At 63.2% G+C, this 23,005-nt stretch carries 21 protein-coding genes; 12 read left to right on the top strand and 9 right to left on the bottom strand.

The annotated features are described in order from the left end of the window. The first annotated feature begins 134 nt into the window (after positions 1-134). The 10 genes from PMI40_RS13120 (at position 135) to PMI40_RS13080 (ending at position 11,260) form a co-directional block, all read left to right on the top strand. A complete protein-coding gene (locus tag PMI40_RS13120) occupies positions 135-2,066 on the top strand; it encodes a CocE/NonD family hydrolase (RefSeq protein ID WP_008116120.1) in 1,932 nt (643 codons plus the stop codon). A gap of 40 nt (positions 2,067-2,106) precedes the next feature. Continuing rightward, positions 2,107-2,292 (top strand): hypothetical protein, encoded by a 186-nt coding sequence (locus tag PMI40_RS23940; protein ID WP_157221536.1) that lies wholly within the window; start codon positions 2,107-2,109, stop codon positions 2,290-2,292. Positions 2,293-2,428: 136 nt separating this feature from the next. Beyond that, positions 2,429-3,400 carry an ABC transporter permease gene (locus PMI40_RS13115; RefSeq protein WP_008116118.1) on the top strand — a complete coding sequence of 324 codons (972 nt, stop codon included), beginning with the start codon at positions 2,429-2,431 and terminating at the stop codon, positions 3,398-3,400. Between the two features lie 73 nt (positions 3,401-3,473). Beyond that, entirely contained in the window at positions 3,474-4,418 is a 945-nt protein-coding gene (locus PMI40_RS13110) for an ABC transporter permease (protein ID WP_008116115.1), read from the top strand. 61 nt (positions 4,419-4,479) lie between these two features. Next, positions 4,480-5,436 carry an ABC transporter ATP-binding protein gene (locus PMI40_RS13105; protein WP_008116113.1) on the top strand — a complete coding sequence of 319 codons (957 nt, stop codon included), beginning with the start codon at positions 4,480-4,482 and terminating at the stop codon, positions 5,434-5,436. Positions 5,437-5,438: 2 nt separating this feature from the next. Further along, complete coding sequence (locus PMI40_RS13100; protein ID WP_008116111.1) at positions 5,439-6,458, top strand: ABC transporter ATP-binding protein; 1,020 nt, start codon at positions 5,439-5,441, stop codon at positions 6,456-6,458. Further along, positions 6,455-7,327, top strand: a complete 873-nt coding sequence (locus PMI40_RS13095) for an N-formylglutamate amidohydrolase (RefSeq protein ID WP_008116110.1) — start codon at positions 6,455-6,457, stop codon at positions 7,325-7,327. The genes PMI40_RS13100 and PMI40_RS13095 overlap by 4 nt, the downstream gene beginning before the upstream one ends. A gap of 77 nt (positions 7,328-7,404) precedes the next feature. Further along, complete coding sequence (locus tag PMI40_RS13090) at positions 7,405-9,015, top strand: methyl-accepting chemotaxis protein (RefSeq protein ID WP_008116108.1); 1,611 nt, start codon at positions 7,405-7,407, stop codon at positions 9,013-9,015. Further along, the gene (locus PMI40_RS13085) at positions 9,000-9,860 is read left to right on the top strand and encodes a serine hydrolase (RefSeq protein ID WP_008116105.1); all 861 of its coding nucleotides are present in this window, start codon (positions 9,000-9,002) and stop codon (positions 9,858-9,860) included. The genes PMI40_RS13090 and PMI40_RS13085 overlap by 16 nt, the downstream gene beginning before the upstream one ends. Before the next feature lie 8 nt (positions 9,861-9,868). Next, a complete protein-coding gene (locus tag PMI40_RS13080; RefSeq protein ID WP_008116103.1) occupies positions 9,869-11,260 on the top strand; it encodes a CapA family protein in 1,392 nt (463 codons plus the stop codon). 74 nt (positions 11,261-11,334) lie between these two features. Here PMI40_RS13080 and PMI40_RS13075 read toward each other — a convergent pair whose 3' ends face one another. The 5 genes from PMI40_RS13075 to PMI40_RS23935 all read right to left on the bottom strand — a co-directional run bounded on the left by PMI40_RS13075 (position 11,335) and on the right by PMI40_RS23935 (position 16,737). Continuing rightward, the gene (locus PMI40_RS13075; RefSeq protein ID WP_008116102.1) at positions 11,335-11,862 is read right to left on the bottom strand and encodes a CesT family type III secretion system chaperone; all 528 of its coding nucleotides are present in this window, start codon (positions 11,860-11,862) and stop codon (positions 11,335-11,337) included. A 61-nt stretch (positions 11,863-11,923) separates the two neighbouring features. Next, the gene (locus tag PMI40_RS13070) at positions 11,924-13,051 is read right to left on the bottom strand and encodes an aspartate/glutamate racemase family protein (protein ID WP_008116100.1); all 1,128 of its coding nucleotides are present in this window, start codon (positions 13,049-13,051) and stop codon (positions 11,924-11,926) included. A 148-nt stretch (positions 13,052-13,199) separates the two neighbouring features. Beyond that, a complete protein-coding gene (locus PMI40_RS13065; protein WP_040502013.1) occupies positions 13,200-15,104 on the bottom strand; it encodes a hypothetical protein in 1,905 nt (634 codons plus the stop codon). Positions 15,105-15,411: 307 nt separating this feature from the next. Then, positions 15,412-16,122: a response regulator transcription factor gene (locus PMI40_RS13060; protein WP_008116097.1), complete on the bottom strand. Its 711-nt coding sequence runs from the start codon at positions 16,120-16,122 to the stop codon at positions 15,412-15,414. A 327-nt stretch (positions 16,123-16,449) separates the two neighbouring features. Next, positions 16,450-16,737: a hypothetical protein gene (locus tag PMI40_RS23935; RefSeq protein ID WP_157221535.1), complete on the bottom strand. Its 288-nt coding sequence runs from the start codon at positions 16,735-16,737 to the stop codon at positions 16,450-16,452. An 86-nt stretch (positions 16,738-16,823) separates the two neighbouring features. Between PMI40_RS23935 and PMI40_RS13055 the strand changes: the two genes are divergently transcribed. Both PMI40_RS13055 and PMI40_RS13050 read left to right on the top strand, forming a co-directional pair. Next, positions 16,824-17,306, top strand: a complete 483-nt coding sequence (locus PMI40_RS13055) for a CesT family type III secretion system chaperone (protein WP_238540942.1) — start codon at positions 16,824-16,826, stop codon at positions 17,304-17,306. Between the two features lie 120 nt (positions 17,307-17,426). Beyond that, positions 17,427-19,535: a hypothetical protein gene (locus PMI40_RS13050; RefSeq protein ID WP_157221534.1), complete on the top strand. Its 2,109-nt coding sequence runs from the start codon at positions 17,427-17,429 to the stop codon at positions 19,533-19,535. Between the two features lie 108 nt (positions 19,536-19,643). On the opposite strand, the gene PMI40_RS13045 is transcribed toward PMI40_RS13050, so the two are convergent. From PMI40_RS13045 to PMI40_RS13030, 4 genes are all read right to left on the bottom strand, one after another. Continuing rightward, entirely contained in the window at positions 19,644-20,402 is a 759-nt protein-coding gene (locus PMI40_RS13045; RefSeq protein ID WP_008116090.1) for a response regulator transcription factor, read from the bottom strand. Positions 20,403-20,786: 384 nt separating this feature from the next. After that, the gene (locus PMI40_RS13040; RefSeq protein ID WP_008116088.1) at positions 20,787-21,143 is read right to left on the bottom strand and encodes a hypothetical protein; all 357 of its coding nucleotides are present in this window, start codon (positions 21,141-21,143) and stop codon (positions 20,787-20,789) included. A 247-nt stretch (positions 21,144-21,390) separates the two neighbouring features. Then, on the bottom strand, positions 21,391-22,344 hold the full coding sequence (locus tag PMI40_RS13035; protein WP_008116087.1) for a 2-hydroxyacid dehydrogenase: 954 nt from the start codon (positions 22,342-22,344) through the stop codon (positions 21,391-21,393). A 107-nt stretch (positions 22,345-22,451) separates the two neighbouring features. Continuing rightward, complete coding sequence (locus PMI40_RS13030) at positions 22,452-22,919, bottom strand: acyl-CoA thioesterase (protein WP_008116085.1); 468 nt, start codon at positions 22,917-22,919, stop codon at positions 22,452-22,454. Between the last annotated feature and the right edge of the window lie 86 nt (positions 22,920-23,005).

The raw sequence follows: 23,005 nt of genomic DNA, 5'->3' as shown, positions 1-23,005 counted from the left end.
CGGTGCGATCTGCGGCGTCATACGTGACGTCGCTTTTTTTGATTCACCCCCCGCTTTTTTCGCAATACCCGGGATCCGCCGCTGGCCTGCGCCAGCCTCGGAGGGGGCCTTGCATTCATCCATTTCATCAGACTATGCGCCCACGTACTATTCCAACCCAACTCCACAATGCCGCCGATGGCCATGCCGTCGCCGGTGCTCCTGCCACTTCCACCCCGGCCGATGCGGCGCCGATCGTGCTGCGCAACGTGATGGTGCCGATGCGCGATGGCGTGCTGCTGGCGACCGATATCTACCTGCCCCGGCAGTCGCGCGACGGCGTGCAGTCGCCGGTGATCCTGGAACGCACGCCCTATGGCAAGCATCTTCCCAGTCGCAGCGAGCGCAGTGCCAGCAACGCCGAGACCCTGACCCGCGAACAGGTGGCCAGCTACTTCGTGCAGCATGGCTATGCCGTGGTCTACCAGGATTGTCGCGGCCGCTACGCCTCGGAAGGCGAATTCGTCAAATACACCAGCGACGCCGAGGACGGCTACGATACCTGCGCCTGGATCGTGCGCCAGGACTGGAGCGCCGGTCGCATCGGTACCATGGGCCTGTCGTACGCGGCCCATACGCAAGCGGCGCTGGCCAGCCTGGGGGCGCCGGGCGTGGTGGCCATGTTCATGGATTCGGGCGGTTTTTCCAACGCCTACCAGGGCGGCATCCGCCAGGGCGGCGCGTTCGAGATGAAGCAGGCGACCTGGGCGCTGCGCCAGGCGCTGGAAAGCCCCGAGGTGCTGCGTGACGAGGCGCGTGCCGACGCCCTGCGCGATGTCGACATGCGCGAGTGGTTCGAGCGCAGCCTGGAGTGGACGCCCGGAAATTCGCCCCTGCAACTGGCCCCGGAGTACGAGCAATACCTGTTCGAGCAATGGCGCCATGGCAAGTTCGATGCCTACTGGCGCCGGCCCGGCCTGTACGCGCAGGGTTATCACGATCGTTTCTGCGACGCCGCCATGGTCCACATGTCGTCCTGGTTCGACCCCTATCCACGCACGGCTACCGAAAACTACATGGGCCTGGTGGGCAAGAAGAAAAATCCGGTGAACCTGATCCTGGGGCCATGGACCCACGGCAACCGTTCGCTGACCTACGCCGGCGACGTCGATTTCGGCCCCGAGGCCACGCTCGACGGGCAACTGGCCCCCGACTTCCTGGCTCTGCGCCTGGCCTGGTTCGAGCGTTGGCTCAAGGGCAACCCGGAGCTGCCATCGCCGTTGCCGCCGGTGAGCCTGTTCGTCATGGGCGGCGGCAGCGGGCGTCGCAACGCCCAGGGGCGCATGGAGCATGGCGGCACATGGCGTGCCGAACCGTCCTGGCCGGTTCCCGGCACCCAGTTGCAGTCGCACTACCTGCATGCCGATGGCTTGCTCGCCACCGACCAGCCGGCCGCTACCGAGGCGCACCTGGCCTATCGCTACGACCCGCATCATCCAGTGCCCACGGTGGGCGGGGCGGTGACCTCGGGCGAGCCGTTGATGGTGGGCGGGGCCTTCGACCAGCACGAACATGCCGCCCGCTTCGGGGTGCGTCCTCCTTACGAGGCGCTGGCCGCGCGGGCCGACGTGCTGGTATTCCAGAGCCCGGTGCTGCAGGAGGATGTCGAAGTAACAGGTGCCGTCAGCGCCGAACTGTGGATATCGTCGGACTGCGTCGATACCGACTTCACCATCAAGCTGATCGATGTCTATCCGCCCAACGAGGACTATCCCGACGGCTACGCCATGAACCTGACGGACGGCATCCTGCGGGTGCGCTACCGCGACAGCTGGGAGCAACCCGCGTTGATGACGCCGGGCCAGGTCTACCGGATCCGCATCGATGCCTTCCCGACCAGCAATCTTTTCAAGGCCGGGCACCGGATCCGGGTCGACGTGTCGAGCAGCAACTTCCCCCGCTTCGACTGCAATCCCAATACCGGCGCCGACGAAGGCGTGGCCAGCGAGCCGCGGGTGGCGGCCAACCGGATCTACGTCGATGCCCAACGTCCCTCGCACGTGATCCTGCCGGTGGTGAGTCGATAGCCCGGCCGCGGTCCGGATTTGCGGCGATGCCACAAATGCAATGACCGCGCTCGACAAGGGGCGCATCGCGATGGTGCAAATGCCATGCTGCGATGCAAAAACCGGCGCGAAAGCAGTGCATGCAATAACGGCTGCGCACCGCTTTCGCACGGGGTTTGCGGCCGATGAGCAAGGCCCTAAAAACATCCAAGTTTATTTTGACATCGTGTCGATACGTGATATATAGTATCGCTTAACGATACAGCGTATCGAATAAGCCAGCACCGGAACAGCTAGCCCTGACCAGTTTTGAAGAGCATGCTTGTCCAGTGGGGTTCGAGCAGACGAGGCCGCAGGGCCCAGAAGAGGAGTGGAGAGCAAGCATGTTTGAGATGATGTTGAAGCGGGCGCTGCAAAGCGTGCTCGTGATATTCGTGATGTCGATCCTGGCATTTGTCGGCATCAACCTGGTGGGCGATCCGATCCACCTGCTGGTGGCACCCGATGCCTCCCTTGAGGAAATCCAGCGTGCCTCGCATGCCCTGGGCCTGGACTTGCCGGTCTACCAGCAATACCTGCGTTTCCTGGGTAATGCATTGCACGGCGACATGGGCAATTCGTTTGTCTTCAACCGCTCCGCCATTGCCCTGATCTTCGAGCGCATGCCGGCCACCTTCGAGCTGGCCATCATGGCCCTGCTGCTGTCGGCCGTCTTCGGCATTCCCCTGGGACTGTGGTCGGGCCTGCGTCCGGGCACTGCGCTGCACAAGTTCGCCATGGCCTTCTCGATCTTCGGCGTGACCGTGCCGGTGTTCTGGCTGGGCCTGATCCTGATCCTGGTGTTCTCGGTGAACCTGGGGTGGTTGCCTTCCGGCGGGCGCGGTGAGACCACCTCGCTGCTGGGTATCCAGGTCAGCTTCCTGACCTGGGACGGCATCAAGTTCGTGATCCTGCCGGCCTGTACCCTGGCCCTGCACAATGTGGCGCTGGTCATGCGCATGACCGAAGCCGGCACCCGTGAAGTGGCGGTGCAGGAATACGTCAAGTTCGCGCGCGCCAAGGGCGTGGGCCCGCTGCGCCTGATGGTGCGCCATATCATGCCCAACGTGATGATTCCCATCGTCACCGTCATGGGTATCGAGTTCGGTCACCTGATCGCTTTCTCGCTGATCACCGAAACCATCTTCGCCTGGCCCGGCATGGGCAAGCTGATCATCGATTCGGTGCTGCAGCTGGACCGGCCGGTGGTGGTGGCTTACCTGATGGTGGTGTTGCTGTTGTACGTGATCATCAACTTCACGGTCGACATGCTCTACCTGGTGCTCGACCCGAGACTGCGCACCAAGGCCGCCTGATTCCACCCAGACACAGAACCATGCCGCTTCGACGGCAGAGCAGACAGAGAGGGAGCGGCGTGCGCGCCGAACCATGATGAAGATGAACGACATAGACACCCAAGCCATTTCACCCCAGCCGATGGAGCCGGCCCCGGCGCCGGCCGAGCATCCCTACCGGGCGCTGCTGCGCCGTTACCGCAAGAGCCGGGTCGGCACCATCGCCGCCTTGCTGCTGGTGCTGCTGGTAGTGGTGGCGATCCTGGCACCGGTGATCGCACCGCAAGACCCGTACGACCTGACCCAGGTCTCGATCATGGAAGCCGAGCACCGCCCCGGCGATCAAAGCGCCGACGGCAAGATGACCTATGTGCTGGGTACCGACGGCGCCGGACGCGACATGCTCAGCGCCATCTTCTACGGCCTGCGCATCAGCCTGGGCATCGGCGTGGCCAGTGCGCTGGCGGCGTTGGCGGTGGGCACCTGCATGGGCCTGATCTCGGCCTACTTCGGTGGCAAGGTCGACGCCATCATCATGCGGGTGGTTGACGTGCAGCTCAGTATCCCGACCATTCTGGTGGCGCTGGTGCTGCTGGCGGTGCTGGGGCAGGGGGTGGACAAGACCCTGATGGCGCTGGTGCTGGTGCAGTGGGCCATCTTTGCCCGTAACGTGCGCGGCATCGCGATGGTCGAGCGCAGCAAGGAATACATCGAGGCGGCGCTGGGCCAGGGCCTGCCGGCGCGTCGCATCATGTTTCGCCACGTGCTGCCCAACTGCATGGCACCGCTGATCGTCACCACCACCAACCAGATGGCCAACGCCATCACGCTGGAGGCGACCATGAGCTTCCTGGGGATCGGCCTGCCACAGACCAAGCCGTCGCTGGGCCTGCTCATTTCCAACGGTTTCGACTACATGCTTTCCAACCAGTACTGGATCAGCGTGTTCCCGGGCATTGCACTGGTGCTGCTGGTCATTTCGGTCAGCCTGGTGGGCGACCGCCTGCGGGTGGCGCTCAATCCGAAGCTGGACCATTAAGCTGGCTTACCACGTCAATAATAATCACGTCCGTCATTACGGCGAACACTGAGGCAAGATCATGGCACTACTGGAAGTCAAGGAACTCGTGACCGAGTTCCATACCGAGGCGGGCGTGGCAAGAGCGCTCGACAATGTCTCTTTTTCCCTGGAGCGCGGCCGCGTGCTGGGTATCGTGGGCGAGTCCGGATCGGGCAAGTCGGTGACGGCCTTCTCGCTGATGAACCTGCTGGAGCAACCGGGACGGATCACCGGCGGCGAGATCCTGTTCAACGGCGAGGAATTGCGTAACGCTTCGGTCAAGCGCTGGAGCGAACTGCGCGGCGACCGCATCGCCATGGTGTTCCAGGACCCGATGATGTCGCTCAACCCGGTCATGAAGGTGGGCGCGCAGCTGGCCGAGACGGTGGCGATCCACCGCAAGGCTTCGCGCGGCGAGATCGACGACCAGGTGTGCGAGGCCTTGAAGCGGGTCGGCATTCCGGCGCCGCGCGAGCGGATGAAAGCCTATCCGCACGAACTCTCCGGCGGCATGCGCCAGCGCGTGGCGATTGCCAACGCCATCATCAACAGCCCTGACCTGATCATCGCCGATGAACCGACCACGGCGCTGGACGTCACCATCCAGGCCCAGATCCTGTACGAGATGAAGAACCTGGCGCGCGAGAGCGGTACCGCCCTGATCTGGATCACCCACGACATCAGCGTGGTCAAGGACCTGGCCGACGACCTGTGCGTGATGTACGCCGGGCGCGTCATCGAGAGCGGTCCGGTCGACCAGATCATCGCCGACCCCCTGCATCCCTATACCCGTGGCCTGATCGATTCGCTGCCGCACGCCGAGAACCATGGCAAGCGCCTGTATTCGATTCCCGGCGCCACGCCACCGCTGCTGTCGCTGCCGCGCGGATGTCACTTCGCGCCCCGCTGCGCGCGTGCCCGTAGCGAGTGCCAGCAAGTGCCGCCTGTCTTCACCCAAGGCGTGCGTGAACATCGTTGTTTCTTTCCGTTGGGCTAATCATGACCACCATGCTGCAAACCACCAACTTGTCCAAGAGCTTCAGCCACAAGCAGAGCAGCTTTTCCCGCCTGGCCGGAAAAGTCGGGCTGCCGGTCAAGCAACAGCCGAAGGTGCATGCGGTGAGCGACGTCTCGCTCACCGTCGAGAGCGGTGAAGTGCTGGGCCTGGTCGGCGAATCCGGCTGTGGGAAGTCCACCGTCGGGCGCATGATCGCCGGCCTGCTGCCGGCCAGCAGCGGCAGCCTGGCCTTCGACGGGCGCGATATCACCGAGCCCAGCGTCGAGACCCACCTGAATATCCAGATGGTGTTCCAGAACCCCTATGCCTCGCTCAACCCGCGCCAGCGCATCGACCAGGTCATCAGCGAAGCGGCGATCTACCATGGCCTGGTGCAGAAGAAGGATGCGCCCGAGTTCGTGGCCGCGCTGCTCAAGCAGGTCGGCCTCGATCCCAGCTACGCGACCCGCTTTGCGCACCAGTTCTCGGGTGGGCAGCGCCAGCGTATCGCGATTGCCCGCGCGCTGGCCCTGAACCCCAAGTTCGTGGTGTGCGACGAGGCGGTCTCGGCGCTGGACGTGTCGGTGCAGGCGCAGATCCTCAACCTGTTCATGGACCTGCGTGAATCCAAGGGGCTGACCTACCTGTTCATCAGCCACAACCTGGCGGTGGTCGAATACATCGCCGACCGCGTGGCGATCATGTACCTGGGCCGCATCGTCGAACTGGCCGACACCCGCTCGGTGTTCGACCGCCCCAACCATCCCTATACCCGGGCGCTGATCGCCGACGCCCCGCGCCTGGACGCCAAGGTGGTGGAGCACCGTCCGATCCAGGGCGAGCTGCCCAGCCCGCTCAATCCACCGTCGGGTTGCACCTTCCACCCGCGCTGCCCGCATGCCATGCCACGTTGCAGCAGCGAGCGCCCGCCGCTGGTGGAAATCGAAAGCGGCCATTGGTCGGCGTGCCACCTCAACGATGCCGATATTTCACGCCCCATCCACTTTCAAGCAATGCAATGATCAAATCCATCAACCAGGTCTATGCGCTGACCCGCCCCGGTACCGCCGAGCGGCATCTGCCCATCGTGATCGATTCGCCCCACAGCGGCACCACCTATCCGTTCAACACCGGCATCGTGGCACCGCCGGAGGCACTCAACACCACCTGGGATGCCTTCGTCGACGAGCTCTGGAGCGGTGCGCCCGGTATCGGCGCGCCGTTGCTGGCGGCACGTTTCCCGCGTGCCTACATCGACCCCAACCGCGCCCCCGACGACATCGATGACACCCTGCTGGACGAACCCTGGCCCACGCCGCTGGCGCCATCGGCGGCGTGCAAGCGCGGCATGGGACTGATCCGCCTCAATGCGTTGCCGGGCGTGCCCATGTATGCCGGCAAGTTGAGCACACGCGAGATCAAGGGCCGGCTCGACCAGTACTACCTGCCTTACCACAGCGTATTGAAGGCCCAGCTCGATACCGCCCACGAGCGTTTCGGCAAGGTCTGGCACATCAATTGCCATTCGATGAAATCGGTCGGCAACGCCATGAACGTGGACAATGGCGCAGTGCGTCCGGATATCGTGGTGAGCGACCGCAATGGCACCTCGGCGTCCTCGGAGTTCACCGAATGGGTAGCGCGCTGCTTCGACGCCAAGGGTTACAAGGTGCTGATCAACACCCCATACCAGGGCGGCTACATCGTGACCAACTACGGCGCCCCGCAACAGGGGCGGCATAGCGTGCAGGTAGAGATCAAGCGCGGCACCTACATGGATGAAAAGACCTTCGAGAAGAACGAAGGCTTCGATGTCCTGCAGCGCGACATCAACGGTTTCCTGCAGGAACTTGCGCAATACGCAGCACAACGCCTGGAGGCACAGGCGTAGCGGTGACCCAGCGGCGACGTCGGCATCGGCGTTGTCATTGCATCTGCAGTCAGCTTTATCTCGGGGGGGAACGCGGCATGCATATTCGTCATCTGTCGATTGGGGCACGACTCATCGTCGGTTTCGGTCTGGTATTGGGTACGCTGGTGGCGGTGGTGGCGGCGACCTCGCTGCTGACCAACCAAAACAAGGCGCAAATGATCGGCGAGCTGGAACGGCCGAGCGAGAAAAGCGTATTGGCCGAGCGCATGAAGAGCGCCATCCTTACCGGTGGCATCGCCATGCGCAACATCGCCCTGCAGACCGAGGTCGAGAACATGCAGCGCGAGGCGGCGTTGGTGGTGGCCAGCAACAAGCAATACGAAACGGCCCTGAGCCGCTTTCGCAGCTTGGGTGCCGATGACGCCGAAGGCAAGCTGCTGGCCGAGATCGGCAACCTGCAGCGCGAGACCGACGAGGCATTGAAAGAGGCGCTCAACGATGCGTTGGCATTCAACATCGAACATGCCGGGCAGATCATCGCCACCCGCGTGGACCCGGCCAACAAGCGCGCCGTGGCGGTGGTGGAACGCCTGCTGCTGATCCAGCAGTCGCAGGTACGCGCCGTGCTGGACAATTCGGTGCAGGCCGATCGCCGCCTGACCTGGATGCTGTTTGCCATCTGCGGTCTCGGCGTGGCCGTCGGCGGAAGTTTTGCCTGGGCCATACGGCGCAGCATCGTGCGCCCGCTCAACAAGGCAGTCGAGGTCGCGACCCGGGTCGCGCACGGCGACCTGAGTTCGCGTATCGTCTCCAAGGGCGGTGACGAGATCGGCAAGCTGCTCGACGCCCTGGGGCGCATGAACACGCAGCTTGCCGGCATCGTCGGTGGGGTGCGGTCAGGCACCCAGGCCATTGCCGTGGTATCGGGCGAGATCGCCGCCGGCAATGCCGACCTGTCCGAACGTACCGAGGCGCAGGCGGTGTCGCTGCAGCATACGGCGGCCTCGATGAGCCAGTTGACCGAGGCGGTGCGGCACAACGGCGACAATGCCCAGCAAGCCAATCGACTGGTGCTGGCGGCCTCGGAAGTGGCGCGGCGCGGCGGCGAGAAGGTGGGCAACATGGTGCAGACGATGGACCAGATCAAGGACAGCTCGGGCCGTATCCGCGAGATTACCGGCGTCATCGACAGCATTGCGTTCCAGACCAATATCCTGGCGCTCAATGCCGCCGTGGAAGCCGCCCGGGCCGGCGAGCAGGGCCGTGGCTTTGCGGTGGTCGCCTCCGAGGTGCGCAGCCTGGCGCAGCGTTCGGCGGCGGCGGCCCGTGAAATCTCGGGCCTGATCTCGGACTCGGTGCAGAAGGTGCAGGCCGGCAGTGCCATGGTGGGCGAGGCCGGCGAGACGATGAACGACGTGGTCGCGGCGGTGCGCAATATCGCCGCGGTGGTGGGCGAGATCGCCGCCGCCAGCGACGAGCAGACGCGCGGCATCGAGAGTATCAACGAAAAGATTGCATTGATGGATAACATGACCCAGCGCAACGCCGCCCTGGTCGAGGAGGCCGCGGCCTCGGCGCAGAGCATGCGCGACCAGGCCGCTACCTTGTCGGACGCGGTGGCGGTGTTCAAGCTGGGTGAGGCGCTGACGATGGCGCCGCAGGATAACCCGATAGTGATGAGGAAAATAGCATGGAAGCACTCGTAGCGCGTCTTAACCAGATCTGTGATGAACAACCCTATGTCACGTCCTGGTATGTCAAGAACCTGGTAACCGGCCAGCAGGCCGACCGTGGCGGGCATGTCGCCTTTCCCTCGGGCAGCACCCGCAAGACCTCGATCATGATGGCCGTGCTGCGCATGGTCAATCGCGGCCAGCTCGACCTGAACGAATCGATCCTCTACGAAGAGCGCCTGCGCGAAGGCGTGGTCTCGGGCACCTTCAAGTTCCTGACCCCCGGTTTCAGCATCTCGCTGCGCGATGCGCTGGTACAGATGATCATCGTCAGCGACAACGTCTGCACCCGCATGGTGCTGGAGCGCATCGGCCTGGACGAGATCAATGATTTCTGCCGCTCCATCGGCATGTTCGACACCGTCCACCGTACCTCGGTGCCACGCCCCGACATGCCCAGCGACCACAAGCTCGACGAGGTCACCGTCATCAGCGCCTGCGACCAGGGCCTGCTGTATGACCTGATCCTGCAGGGCAGCAGCGATCCCAAGGTGGCCGACAGGCTGGGTTGCACCACCGAACAGTGCGCCTTCGCCATCGAAGTGCTGAGCTGGCAGAAACTGCGCACCAAGATCGCCTCGCTGCTGCCGTCCGACGCCAAGGTGGCGCACAAGGGCGGCACCGGCAAGCGCGGTCGCATGGATGGCGGTATCGTGTTCCGCAACAACCTGCCCTTGTTCATCATCACCGGCTATACCGACCAGGTGCCGGTGGTCATGCCCGACGGCATGCCCGGCTATGTCTCGGCCTTCAACACCCTGGGCCGCCTGGCGCGCGCCTGCTGGGATGGCATCGCCGACCCCGCGCCGGGCGCCTGAGGACGACCATGAGCCAACAAGAACATACGCCGCACGACGGCCACATGCATCCCAACTGGCGCGCCGCGCGCGTGCATGACGGTTTCACCGTGGTCGCCGTGGGCGACCTGATCCTGACCGATCCCCTGTGTACCCGGCTGGAGAAGTCGGCCCCCGACTTGCTGGCGCTGCTGCGCAATGCGGATGTGACCTTCGGCAATTTCGAAGGTACCGCGATCGACCTGCGCAAGTTCGGCGGCTCGCCCTCGGCATTGTCGGGCGGATCCTGGCTCATCAGTACGCCAGCGGTGGCGGCCGACCTGCAGCAGATGGGTTTCGACATGGTCAGCCTGGCCAACAATCACTCCACCGACTGGGGTGTCGAAGGCATGCGCTATACGTCGATGCTGTTCGAGCAGGCCGGCGTGGCCCATGCCGGCACTGGCGAGACCCTGGCGCAGGCGCGCGCGCCGGCGCTGTTGACCCTGCCCACGGCGCGTGTGTCGCTGGTGGCGCTGGCCTCGCGCTTCGAGGCCAATGCGCGCGCCATCGATCCGCTGGGCCAGATCCCCGGCCGCGCCGGCCTCAATGCGCTGCGTACCACCCGCTTCGTGCTGGTGTCGCCCGAGCGCCTGAAGGTACTGGCCGGCATTCGCGATGCCCTGCCCCAGGGCATGATGCGGCGTTCGATCCTGGCGGCGGACCAGAAGAACGGCACCGTCACGCTGTTCGACGTGAAGTACCGCGCCAGCACCGGGCTGGCCGAAGAGGCGGTCGACTTTACCTGGACCATGGACGAGCGCGACCGCAAGGGCATCCTGTTCAATGTGCGCCAGGCCAAGCAGACCTCGGACTTCTCGGTGGTGTCGATGCATACCCACGAGCCAGGCAACTATTGCCAGACGCCGCCCGACTTCATGCCCACCATTGCGCGCCAGGCCATCGATGAAGGCGCCGACGCCTTCTTCGGCCACGGCCCGCACCAGTTGCGCGGCATCGAGATCTACAAGGGCCGTCCGATCTATTATTCGCTGGGTAATTTCTTCTTCATGGAGAACCAGCAGCAGCCGATCACCCGCGACGAATACGAGAAGGACAAGGTCGAGCCGATGTCGATGACCGAGGCCGAGTTCATGGAGCATCGCCGGGTGCATGGCGTGTTCAAGGACCAGATCTGGTTCGAGAGCGTGGTGGCGGTCAATCGCTATCGTGGCGACGGCCAGCTGGACAGTATCGAGCTTCACCCCATCGAGATGCACTGGGGGGATACCGGTGGTGCGCGCGATGCCGACCGCGGCATTCCTCGTATCGCTCATGGCGCCGATGCCCAGCGCATCCTGGAGCGCCTGCAAGGACTGTCGCGCGCCTACGGTACCGAGATCGTCATTCGCGACGAGGTCGGGCATATCGCCTTGCAATAAAGGCGTGTCGTCACGAACGAAACGCCGCCGGGCTTGTGGCCCGGCGGCGTTTTCATTGGTGGCGTCAACGGCTTCTAGCGGCTGCCGCCCTGTGGGTCGTTGTCCAGCGATGGGTTGCCGAACTGGCGTTGGATCAGGTTGCCGCCGGACGCCGCCTTGGCGCGCAATGGCGGGTCCTGCAGGAATTGCGACTTGCTCCAGTCGCGCGCCATGCCGGCCAATTGCGCCAGCGCATTGCGCAGGGTGCGCGCATCCAGCACTGCGAGCGGGTAATTATTGGCAAATACCACGCGCGAGGTCAGCGGCGAGACGGTATACATCGGGCCATTGGCCGAATACAGCACCATGTTGGCTTCCAGCAGCGCGCGATAGGCCTCGGCCTCGCGCCCTTCGGCCACCGGGCCGAAATCGCAGTACACCAAGAGCGCCTGCGGGCTGATATCGACGTTGTGGCTGAGCGAGAACGCCACTTCGTTGACCGCCAGCGGGCCGCCCTTGAGAATGCCTTCGGCTTCGTCGGGAATGTCGCACAGCGCGCAGAACGATCGGATCAGGTCCTGGAATTTCTGACGGAAGTCGTCCAATGTTTCCTGTTGGGTCATCTTGTCATCCTTTTGGTGTTGGAAAGCCGGCGGCGCGCGCCGCCGGTTGAAGTGGTGCGGCTCAGGTCAGCTTGCGCTCCAGCTTGGCCAGCGCCATCGACAGGCGTACGGACGTGTCGGCCAGGGCGGTGGCGGCGTCGACTTGCGGCACCGGATACGAGATGTGGTGGATGGCCGGGTTGACTTCGGTGCAGGCGTCGAAGAACGCGTTGGCGCCTTCCTTGATCACTTCCAGCGCCACTTCGTTGAGCAGCTTGGTGCCATGCGCCATGTCACCGGCCTTGACGCCGTCATAGATGCCCGACATGGCCTTGTCCTGGAACTCGGGCTTGGGCAGGATCCAGGTGATATGCGGACCGCCGAACTTCTCCATGCGCGCGCCCGCCTTCTGGTACAGCTCGCTGTCGATGGTGCCGGTGGTGGCGATCAGGCCGATCTTCGGGTTGTCGGGCAACTTCGGCGTGGCTTTCTGCAGCGACAGTACGGTCGCTTCGGCGATGTGCAACATCGGCAGCTTCACCTCCGCGGCGATGACGTCGAACCAGGCGTGCCAGGTATTGCACGGGAAGACGATGAAGTGGGCGCCGGCCTGCTTGAGGCCTTTGCATACTTCCAGCGCGCCGAACAGCGGGTTCTCCGGCACCGGCTTGGTCAGGTGCTCACGCCAGGCCTTGGGGTCGTTGCGATCGCCCTTGAAGCTGTTGAGGTAGGCCGTGCGGTCGCCAATCATATGTCCCAGGTTGAAGCTGATGACGCCCATATGGTCCTGGTCGGTCACTTTCTTGCCGGTTTCCTTGGCGATTTCATTGAGCTTGCGTTCGCCGGCCTCGAACAGTTTCTGTTGCAGGTCGACGGTAGCCAATGGCCCCATGCCGCCGGCCACGCCCATCGGAACGAAATTGCGATGGGGCGGCAGCGGCACCTTGTGCTCCGAGATGCCGGTCGTCGTGACCTTGGCGCGCGAGGCGCTCGCGGCGCTGACCGACTTGCCCAGGGTCGCGGTCTCTTCCAGCGTGCCCGACAGCGCCGGGTAGACGTGGGTGGTGTCGAGGCCGAGCTTGGGACCCCAGTGCAGCGCGGGTTTTTGCGCTTCTACGGTGGTACGTTCGGGCGTCTGCATTGCATCATGCAATGCGGCGATCATGTCGGTAGTGCTGAAATTGGTTTGCAGGGTAGGTGCGTGTGCCATGGTTAGTGCCTTCAATGTTCTATAGGGTGGTGAGGGCCGGGCGCGGGCTGTGCCTCACGCGCTGCGCGGCCATCATGAAAAAACGCCACCGTGTTCGACGGTGGCGTTTCGATGCTTCATCGGTCCGTCGGATCCGGGTTGGAATGGATTACTTCTTGTCCAGGATGGTCTCGGCCTTGTCGATGTTGGTCAGGGTGTGTGCCACGTAGCCGGTAGCCCACTTCAGCAGCTCGCCCACATCCTTCTCGGTCAGGCCCAGCAGGTCCAGGGTCTTGGGATCGGCCAGCGGCTTCATGAAGTTGTCGGCCGACAGGCCGGTCTTGAGGACCTGTGCCGATACGCTGGCAAAGTTCTTCGAGAAGTCGCCGTTCTCGCCTTCGCGCAGGGCCGAGCCGCCGTCGATCTTGATGATCGCGCCGTGGGTGGCCTTGAGCAGGCGTTGTTCCGGATCGGTCACATCACCCAGCACCGGGATGCGCAGCTCGTACTTCATCGTGTTGAGCGGATGGCCTGGCTTGTCGATACGTGCAGCGGTCAGGTATTCCGAAATGGTGTACGGGAAGCCGCCGCGTTCGCCGTAGGTGCCCTTGACCTGGGCGTACGACTCTTCGATTTCCTTGCGGATGGCATTCGGTGTGGCTGCCTCGGGCAGGTCGAAGGCGCGGATGCCGTCGCCGTGGCCGGTGCCGCTTGGCTTGATGATGACGCGCTTGCCCTGGGCCAGCAGTTCCAGCACCTTGGAGTGGATCTCGTCGATGCTGCCAGCCTGTTCGTTGATGATTTCACGCGAGAACTGCGGGAACTTGGCGGCCACATCAGGCTGCTTGTTGTAATCGTTGGCGAAGGCGTAGGCGTGGCCCTTCGATGCTGCCGGCAGGTAGCTGATGTTGCTGGAGATGAACTTCTTGGTGTCGAGCTTCTTGCCTTCTGCTTCGTTGAGCGCGTTGATGTTGAGCACCAGGCGGTCGTTGTTGATCACGCTGACCTTGCGACCATTCAGGGTCGGGGTGCCGTCGGCGTCGATCTTGATGGCGCGTGCCAGTTGCGCGGTATAACCCACGACGATGGCTGGCTGGGTCGGATTGTGCCAATCGGCGATTTTGTCCAGGGTGCTGTGCAGTTCGGCGATGCCGTCCTTGTCGCGGCCTTCCTTCTGTTGCGCCACGCTGTCCTTGATCACCACCTTGCCTTGACCGTCACGCAGCAGTGCATCGCCGTCGAAGCTGTCCAGGCCGATGATCTTGGCGCCGATAGGCTTCGGATTGGTGGCGCCGCCGTCTTCGCTCATGGCTTCGGCCAGCAGGCCCGGGACCTGCTTCTTCTGGATTTCCTTGTCGATGGCTTGCGCGATCATCAGCTTTTCGTGGATCTTCTTGCTCTGGCCGAAGGCTGGTGGATCTTCGCGGCCCGAACAGCCCACCACGAACAATGCATTGGGTTCTTTCTCGATCACTGCGGCGACGTCGCCCATGGAGTGCATGGCCTTGGCCAGCATGTTCTTTTCCATGGTGGTGATGTTGCCGTAGCCGTTGCCGTTCATTTCCAGCACGGTGGCGGCGAACTTGCCGGTCTTGGGATCCACGTACGGCATGATGTCCAGCGGTGCGACGGTGAATTCACCGCGGCCCACGTTGGCCGGCATCGGCAGAGCCGATGCGTTGGCCAGGCGTTCGGTGGCAGCCGAATCCTGCGTGGCTTGGGTCGACAGGTTGTTTTCGAGCTTGACGTCCTTGACCAGGTTGGCCACGCCGGTGCCGGTCATGATCTTGGTGAAGCCATCGCCCAGGCGATTCTTGAGCAGGTCGAAGTTCTTTTCGGCCAGGTCGGCATCCTTGCCGGTGATGTTGCGCAGGATGGCGCTTTGTACGGCGACGTCGCGCAATTCGGTGGCGCGTTGGTTGGCAGTACCGGCCATGCGGGGAGTGCCGCCGGTGGTCGTTGGTGCGGCAGGACGTGTATTGGAACTCGACGATGGGGTGTTGGCTGCTTCGTGCAGCGCATCGGCCAAGCCTTGGGTGGACAAGCTGGTGTTGAGGGTAGGTGTATGTGCCATTTCTAACTTTCTTGCATTCTTTTCAGTTGTTCGGGCGCTGAACTCGGTCGCAGGAAGGGCACGCATGCGCATCGCATGTAAGGGCGTCTATGCGCGCCGCAGACCCTGCATTCAGCTGTTCGGTTTTGCGTCGACGCTGTCGCCGTCCGCATCCTTGAGTAGAACGTCGAGCCCGCACGGTTCCATCGCCGATGCGTGTCGTGAAATGGCGACGAGCGCACGCAGCGCGTCATGGCATGACGCGCCGTAGGAAAGAAGCTGGAAGAAGGAGGAAGGACAGAGAGCGCCGCGCCGGCGGCGCGGCAGGTCAGCCCGGTGCCGCGGAGGTGTCGCCGGGGCCGCACAGTTCGAGGCGGTAACCCTGGTTGTAGGCGGTGCGGATCAGCACGGTCGGCTGTTCGCCCAGGTTCAGTTTCTTGCGCAGCTTGTAGACGTGCTGCTCGATGGTGCGCCCGGCAATTTCGCTATCGGCACTCCAGATCACGTTGCCGATGGTCTCGCGCGAGATGTATTTTCCGGGCGACGAAAAGAACAGCCAGGCCATGCTGAATTCGCGCGAGGTCAGTGGCACAGGGGTGCCCAGGTAGGATAGCGACGAGGTGTCGCGATTGAGGGCGAAGCCGGCGAAATCGATGACATTGGCCTTGGGCGCGGGCTTGCAGCGGCGCATCAGGGCATTGATGCGTGCCAGCAGCTCGACCCGCTCGAACGGGCGCGCGACAAAGTCGTCGGCACCGCGGTCAAGCGCGTAGGCGATGTGTTCGGCGCCGCGCAATGGCGAAGTGACAATGGTGGGCACCCGCTCCGTGCCGCGAAATCCCAGCCACGAGAAAATGCCATCGTCATCGCCCGGTGCGGTCGGCATGTCGATCAGCAGCAGATCGTAGTCGGTGCTGCGAACCGCGCGCAGGAAGCGCATTTCGCTGTCGAACAAGGTCGATTCATAGCCTGCCGTCTTCAAGAGGGTGCGCATCTGCTCGAAGACGGTGGCGTTGCGAAAATAACAGGCTGTTTTCATGATGAATCGGATTCCAAAGGCATTGCGTGGCCTGGCGAGTACGAGGACGTACGTCGCCATGCCGTGGATGCAAACGGTAACCGGCGCCAGGCATGCCATTACCGAAAGCGGCAGGCTGTGCTGTCGGCCGGTCTTTTTCTTCTCAATCCATATGCGCTGACAGCGCCGTGATAGACGCTGCAATAGCGCTTGGTCGTTCGCGCTCGAAGCGGGACGACGCTGCCAAACTTGTGCCGCGCGAACAGGCGGCGCAGGGCGAGCAGAACAGTTGGCGCATGCCTAAAGCCGGAAAAGACCGCGCGCGGAGCGCGGGCTGTGCGGGCCCGCTTAGGGGAAGCGGGTTTGGCGATGTGCTCGTTGTGTCCATCTCAGTGCCGCGATCCATGGGAAAGCGCGGTCCTGATCGGAGTTGCTGGACAGCTCGTTTTTGTTGGCAATACTTTGTATCGTACCATAAAACTTACGTTTTTTACTTGCGGCGGCCGTTTTACGAACCGCTTGGAACCGCTGGCGTTGCACGCACGACATATCGGCATCGACGGTAACCCAGGTTGCCGTTTTTGCACCGGATTTAGAGCAAGCGCCATGCCAGAAACCGTTGGATGTGCGCTGCATTTGCGCGGCACCGGCCGCGCACCGGCCCCCTACTTGTTAATAGATGGCGTATGCGCTCATACCGCGACGCCGGAGAGAAGATCAAAATGACAGAATCGAACGAACTGAAAGACCAGACTTTCGGCAAACTTTTGCAGGAGCTCGCCACGTTGGCGGCGGTGCCGGAACTGGCATCGCAGAAAGACCATGCCCAGATCGAGGTCGATGGCATCTATTTCACCATCATCGAAGGCGGCCAATACGACCGCAACACCTTCAGCTACTTCTGCGACTTTGGCGCGGTGCCCAACAGCGGCGAGCGGGCCGAGATCCTGCAGCGGCTGCTCGAATCGAACCTGCTGATGGCCGGCCACGGCGCGCCGACCTTCGCGGTCAACTTCGAGACCCAGCATGTGCTGCTGGTGGGACGGGCGCACCTGAGCGAGGTCAATGCCCAGCGACTGCTCAATGCCTTCGCCCAATATGCCGAGCAGGCGCGGCAGTGGCGCCAGGGCTATTTCCTGGAAGGCCAGCGCAAGACCCAGGCCGGCTCCCAGCAGCAGCGTCTTCGCGCTGCGTTGCAAGCTTGAGGAGTTGATGTAATGGCACATATCAATCACCCCACCCCATCCACTCCGGACATCGAGGCCGCAATGGGTTCCACATCCAGCAGCCCGGCGGCAGGCACCCGCAGAACACCAAGCGTACGCATGTCCCAGACGCCACCCGATCATGTACTGCGTGAAGTGGCGCAGGGATCGCCATCGCGGGCGTCGCTCGAGGCCTACGAGATGCAACGCCAGGACAGCCCGCCGCTGGCGCATATGCCAGAGTCCGAGGTCGACGCCAAGCTGGGCGAGATCCTGCAGCAATATCTGGCTACCGAAAAGAACCGCGTCATCGAGCGTCCCAAGGTGCTGGCGTTTGTAAAAGAACAATTACGCCAGCTGGAACGTCCGGAGAAAGAGCGCGACTGGAGCCATGCGCGCACCCTCTACCTCGATATCTTCGGTGTGGATGAAGCTGCGATGAAAAAGATCGAGGGCGGCCGCTTCTCGGGAGGCTGGACCGGTTCGGGCAGCCTGTACGCATTGGGTCCGCAGCTCATGACGCTTGCGTCGGCGCTGCCGGCCTTGTACCTGATGACCGTTCCGAAGGAAAAGATCAAGGACGACCCGGTGCATTACGCCGAAGTCGCCCTGGGCTCCCAGGTGGCCATTGCGTTGGCGACTCCCTTTATCAATACCGCCACGCAGATCGTGTCGGTCACGCGCCAGGAGCTGATGCGCGCAGGCGGGCAGTCGGCCCGTTCGGCCGAGATGAAAGCGCCCGGCTATCCCAAGACCGATGCCGCCATCGTCAAGCTGATCGACGACATGGAGAAGATCAATACGACCATGGAAGGGCACGAGGCGGCGTTGAAGAACCTCAAGCCCGGCAGCAACGAGTGGAACGAACTGCGTCAAAAGATCGACCAGGATGGCAATACGGCGCTGGCGCTGATCGCCAAGATGGCCGAGGAAGACAAGAAGTTCAACGTCCGCAAGGATGTCATCGGCCTGAACTATGCCGGCCAGTTCCGTGCCTCGATCACACGCGCCTTGCGCACCGCCGTCAACATGTCGGCGTCGTTGGGCGCAAATGCTGCACACGACGGCCATATCGGTAACTACATCCAGGTCGGCGGCACGCTCGCCACCATGGCAATGCAACAATTCTGGGCTGGCCCGGGCGACCAGTTCTCCAAGCAGAACAATACCCTGATGGCGACCATCGCCACCACCCACCTGCTCGACCCGCTGTCGCATGGCAAGGCGATCGACCAATTGACCGAGGCCGATCTGGGCGATCTCGCCGATCTGCCCAAGCAGTGGAAGGGCGGCGGCATTTCGATCTCGGCAGCGTTGGACCAGTTCAAGGAAAGCCTGGTGCTGGAACGGTCCTATGCCGAACAGCACCTGGCCGACTTGGTCAAGATGGATGTCACCGATTTCAGGCGCATGGAAGAGCAGCAGGCCCAGCAGCAGGGGCAGGCCCCCCTGCACGCCTTCTTGCGCCAGCTCAGTCCGGCGGACGGCGACAGCTATGAGGACCTCATCGCTGCCCGCGACCGCTTGAACGCGGTCAAGCACGACATTGCTTGCATCGATAACGACAACTGGAAGGCGATGTCGGTCGACAACAAGAAATTCCTGCTGGACGCGGTGGGCAACGAAAAGCCCTGGTTGCTATCCCTGCGCACCGCCTGGGTCCGGATGCAGGTGCCGGCAGACATCATCTCGCAGGTGGCGCAACGCTTCGGCAGCCAATTCTCGATGCTCATTGCCGGCCCTACCATGTCGCTGATCGTCCCCAGCCTGTTTCGTTATCTCAATGCCAAGCAAGCGGCGGCCGGAGAGCCTCCGCTGATATCCGACACCAGCCGTTATGTGACCAGCGTCCTGCTGGCGGGCATCGGCGTGCTCGGGGCATTCTCGGCCGGGCCGGCGGTCAACAAGAAGATCACGCAGCGCACCACCCTGCGCAATGCCATTCCACGCGTCGGCTTCCAGCCCCGGGAGACCGCGCGGGCGTTGGGAGCGATCGGGCGCGCGATGTTTGCGTTGCCATCGTCGGCCTGGGAGCGCTTGTCGATCCAGAATCATGCTTCCACCGGACGCAACAAGGCCGAGAGCCTGCGCCAGGAAGTCGACAAGATCAGCCGGTACCTGGAAGAAAACGCGGAAACCATCGGCCAGGAAGTCGAACGTACTGCGTTGCAGGAACTGCAGGATGAGATGGTCATTTCGCAGATCGGCGACAGTAGCGGTCATGCCTGAGGCCTGACGTAGCCGCTTGGGCGTGACGCGCCGTGCAGTCGATGACTGTGCGGCGCGTTTTTTCTTGGGGGGCACCGCCGGTGGGGACGGCAGCCGGGCGCGTAAGTGTCAGGCGCTGGCTTGCCAGCGGACGTCGGCGGTGGTCGGCTCGGCCGTGTCGGCGCCCATGTCGGCCGCATCCTGCGCGCCGCTTACCGGTTCGAGCCGGTAGCCGTGGCTGTAGGCGGTGCGGATGACCACGATCTGGCGTCCTTCCACCTGCAGTTTCTTGCGCAGCTTGTAGACGTGCTGTTCGATGGTACGGCCGGCGATCTCGCTGTCGGCGCTCCAGATCACGGCACCCAGGGTCTCGCGCGAGATGTAGACGCCCGGTGACGAGAAGAACAGCCAGGCCATGCTGAACTCGCGTGGGGTGAGCGAGATGTCGCGCCCCTGGTAACTGAACTTGGCGCTGTCGCGATGCAACTGGAAACCGATGTAGTCGATGCTGCGCCGGTTGGCGGCCGGACTGGCGCGGCGCACGATGGCATTGATGCGGGCCAGCAGCTCGACCGCTTCGAACGGGCGCTCGAGGAAATCGTCGGCGCCGCTATCGAGCGCCCGCGCCACCAGTTCGCCGTTGCGCGTGGGGGACAGCAGCAAGGTCGGAATGGCGTCGCCGCTGCGCAAGCTCAGCCATGAAAAAATGCTATCGGTGTCGGAGGCGCTGCCCAGGTCGATGATGACGAAGTCGAAGTTCTTGCGCTTCAAGGTGCGCAGCAGGGAGGTTTCGGAATCGAAGTGCGATGGAAAAAAGCCTGCCCTGACCAGCGCGGTTTTTACCTGGTCGTAGATGGTTGAATTGCGGATATAACATGCGATGTTCATCGGCTGACAATCGGTCGTTGTTATGGCCACTTGCTGCTGCACGCTACGCACCGTGCAGTGGAGCGGGCATGGCGTTGGTGCCTCGAGCGCATGCCTTATATTGTCTGACAGGGAACGGGTATAGTAGACTAAATCCGTTCCTTGTATGCATCAAATTCGTACCTCTGTTAGAAATTAACAAGGGGCGTCGCAGTCGCGCACCACGTCAAGCACCACGCGCACTGCATCAGCGCGCGGATGCACGCCGATGCAGCGCATTTCGGTTAAGTCGCTGCCGTTTGACCTGGATCACCCAGCTTATGCAGGCGGCGACCGTCGCCGCTTCACGACACCTGGGTTTGGCGGCGAGCGAAAGTGCTAACTAAATCAGACAACCAGACAACTTTACATGCATTTGAAATGGACCTTGACCTGGTAGTCGTCGTTGGCCGTCAGTGAGGGAAAGGTAGGGGAGTTGGCATAGGCGACCAGTTCGGCTTCCTGCCGGGTCGGGTCGGCCGTGCGCAGCGGCAGGCCCCGATAGTGGCTGTCGGCATTGAGTACCGCATGGCGCAGGTTGCGTTCGCGACAAGTCGATTCGGCCAGGGACAGCGAACTGCCCAGGGCCTGCTGTTCGTTTTCGGATGTGGCCACGCTGCGGAAGCTGCCGTCTTCCTGTGGCATCAGGCTTACTGTCGGCGCGGTGGTGCAAGCCGCCAGTGGTATCAGCAGGGAAAAAACGAGGATCGCCTGGTGTTTCATGCTTGCTCCTGGTGAGGTCATGCCGCCGGCTTGGCGTGCTTGCATGAGTGGAGCAGGGCGATCCGCGGTTCCGTTGGACGGCGTCCGCAGTTTGTTTTCAAAAAGCCAACATGGTGTGGCGCAGCAAGCCAATGAGGTTCGATCATCCTATCGACGCCGGGCCTGTCGCCAGGCCCGGCGCAGCCGCGGCAAATGCCAGGGCAAATGCCGGGGGCAACCGGGCCCATCGCCGGTCGCTACGGCGCCGTCAGTTCGGCACCGGCGTCAGTACCGCCCGGCCGGCAAAATGGGCGGCCAGATTGTCGTAGGCGAGGTCCGCCATGGCCGTGCGCGTGACCAGGGTACCGCTGGCCATGTGCGGGGTGAGCACTACATTGTCGAGCGCGGCCAGTTCGGCCGGGATGTTGGGTTCGTTCGCGAATACGTCCAGTCCGGCACCGGCGATCCTGCCCGCCTTGAGTGCCTGCGTCAGCGCGGCTTCGTCGACCACCGAGCCGCGTGCCACGTTGATCAGGAAGCCCTGCGGTCCCAAGGCGTCGAGCACTTCGGCATTGACCAGCGCACGGGTATCGGCACCGCCCGGCGTGGCCAGCACCAGGAAGTCGACCGCCGCGGCCAGCGACGCGATATCGCCGAAATAACGATAGGGCACGTCCTTGTGCGAACGATTGTGATAGGAGATATCCATGTCGAAGGCGGCCGCGCGACGGGCAATGGCTTGGCCGATGCGCCCCAGTCCGACGATGCCCAGGCGTGCACCGGTGACTTTCGTCGTAAACGGGAAGGGGCCGCTCTTCCATTGGCCGCTACGGGCAAAGTGATCGGCGCGCACCACGTTGCGGGCCACGCCCAGCAGCAAAGCCAGCGCCATGTCGGCCACGTCGTCGGTCAGCACATCGGGGGTATGGGTGACATGGATGCCGCGTTCGCGCGCGGCCGGTACCTCCACGCCGTCATAGCCGACGCCGAATACGGAAACGATTTCCAGCGCCGGGAAGCGCGCCATGAACTCACGCGGCACCTTGGCTTCGCCGTTGGCGGCGATGCCGCGCACCTGCGGCGCGATGTCGCGCAGTTGTTCTTCGGTCAAGCCGTCGAGCAGGTTATGGCAGGTGAAATTGTCGTGCAGCAGCTGCATCAGGTGCTGCGGCAGGCGTGCCACGATCAGCACGGTCGGGCGGGAAGGGGCAGGTTGGCTCATGGTCGATGATGTCGAAACGGTAAGGGGAGCGTAACAATAGTGGCCGCAGACCCGCCGCGGGCTGAATCTTTTTCAACTGGGGGCGCGCGCCAGCCGAATCGTCCTCGTTACAGTGCCTGCCAGCCGCTGCCCAGCTCCTGCAGCACATTGACGGCGGGGATATCGTCTTGCGGGCTCAGCGGCGGCAGCGCGCGCGGCTTGCGATTCTCGTCGGTGGCCACGTAGGTGAGGGTGGCTTCGGTGACCTTGACGATCTCGGTCTGCAGCCGGTTGCGTTCGGCGAAGACCTCGACATTGACGGTGACGGAGGTATTGCCGACCTTGACGATGTCGGCGTAGAACGACAGCAGGTCACCCACGAACACCGGGTGCTTGAACAGGAACGAATTGACCGCCACGGTCGCCACCCGGCCATTGGCGCGCCGGGTCGCCGGCAGCGAACCGGCGATGTCGACCTGGGCCATGATCCAGCCGCCGAAGACGTCGCCATGGATATTGGCATCGGCCGGCATCGGCATGACGCGCAATTGCGGAGCCTTGCCGGCCGGGAGTTGGGTGCGTGTGGTGCTGGTCATCGATGTTCCTTGGAAAGCGTGAAATCCGGTGGACTCTTATAATCCCTGTTTTGCGGGGTGATAGTTTATCGGATGTTACCTATATC

The organism is Herbaspirillum sp. YR522 (genome assembly GCF_000282575.1).
Taxonomy (GTDB): domain Bacteria; phylum Pseudomonadota; class Gammaproteobacteria; order Burkholderiales; family Burkholderiaceae_D; genus Herbaspirillum.
This window is presented reverse-complemented; position numbering and strand designations above follow the sequence as displayed.

Coding starts and splice junctions, on each gene's coding strand:
- PMI40_RS13055 (WP_238540942.1), top strand. CDS start 16,824: ATGACAGAATCGAACGAACTGAAAGACCAGACTTTCGGCAAACTTTTG.
- PMI40_RS13060 (WP_008116097.1), bottom strand. CDS start 16,122: ATGAAAACAGCCTGTTATTTTCGCAACGCCACCGTCTTCGAGCAGATG.
- PMI40_RS13120 (WP_008116120.1), top strand. CDS start 135: ATGCGCCCACGTACTATTCCAACCCAACTCCACAATGCCGCCGATGGC.
- PMI40_RS13090 (WP_008116108.1), top strand. CDS start 7,405: ATGCATATTCGTCATCTGTCGATTGGGGCACGACTCATCGTCGGTTTC.
- PMI40_RS13095 (WP_008116110.1), top strand. CDS start 6,455: ATGATCAAATCCATCAACCAGGTCTATGCGCTGACCCGCCCCGGTACC.
- PMI40_RS23935 (WP_157221535.1), bottom strand. CDS start 16,737: ATGCAGCGCACATCCAACGGTTTCTGGCATGGCGCTTGCTCTAAATCC.
- PMI40_RS13110 (WP_008116115.1), top strand. CDS start 3,474: ATGATGAAGATGAACGACATAGACACCCAAGCCATTTCACCCCAGCCG.
- PMI40_RS13065 (WP_040502013.1), bottom strand. CDS start 15,104: ATGGCACATACACCTACCCTCAACACCAGCTTGTCCACCCAAGGCTTG.
- PMI40_RS23940 (WP_157221536.1), top strand. CDS start 2,107: ATGACCGCGCTCGACAAGGGGCGCATCGCGATGGTGCAAATGCCATGC.
- PMI40_RS13040 (WP_008116088.1), bottom strand. CDS start 21,143: ATGAAACACCAGGCGATCCTCGTTTTTTCCCTGCTGATACCACTGGCG.
- PMI40_RS13075 (WP_008116102.1), bottom strand. CDS start 11,862: ATGACCCAACAGGAAACATTGGACGACTTCCGTCAGAAATTCCAGGAC.
- PMI40_RS13070 (WP_008116100.1), bottom strand. CDS start 13,051: ATGGCACACGCACCTACCCTGCAAACCAATTTCAGCACTACCGACATG.
- PMI40_RS13115 (WP_008116118.1), top strand. CDS start 2,429: ATGTTTGAGATGATGTTGAAGCGGGCGCTGCAAAGCGTGCTCGTGATA.
- PMI40_RS13035 (WP_008116087.1), bottom strand. CDS start 22,344: ATGAGCCAACCTGCCCCTTCCCGCCCGACCGTGCTGATCGTGGCACGC.
- PMI40_RS13100 (WP_008116111.1), top strand. CDS start 5,439: ATGACCACCATGCTGCAAACCACCAACTTGTCCAAGAGCTTCAGCCAC.
- PMI40_RS13030 (WP_008116085.1), bottom strand. CDS start 22,919: ATGACCAGCACCACACGCACCCAACTCCCGGCCGGCAAGGCTCCGCAA.
- PMI40_RS13085 (WP_008116105.1), top strand. CDS start 9,000: ATGGAAGCACTCGTAGCGCGTCTTAACCAGATCTGTGATGAACAACCC.
- PMI40_RS13045 (WP_008116090.1), bottom strand. CDS start 20,402: ATGAACATCGCATGTTATATCCGCAATTCAACCATCTACGACCAGGTA.
- PMI40_RS13050 (WP_157221534.1), top strand. CDS start 17,427: ATGTCCCAGACGCCACCCGATCATGTACTGCGTGAAGTGGCGCAGGGA.
- PMI40_RS13080 (WP_008116103.1), top strand. CDS start 9,869: ATGAGCCAACAAGAACATACGCCGCACGACGGCCACATGCATCCCAAC.
- PMI40_RS13105 (WP_008116113.1), top strand. CDS start 4,480: ATGGCACTACTGGAAGTCAAGGAACTCGTGACCGAGTTCCATACCGAG.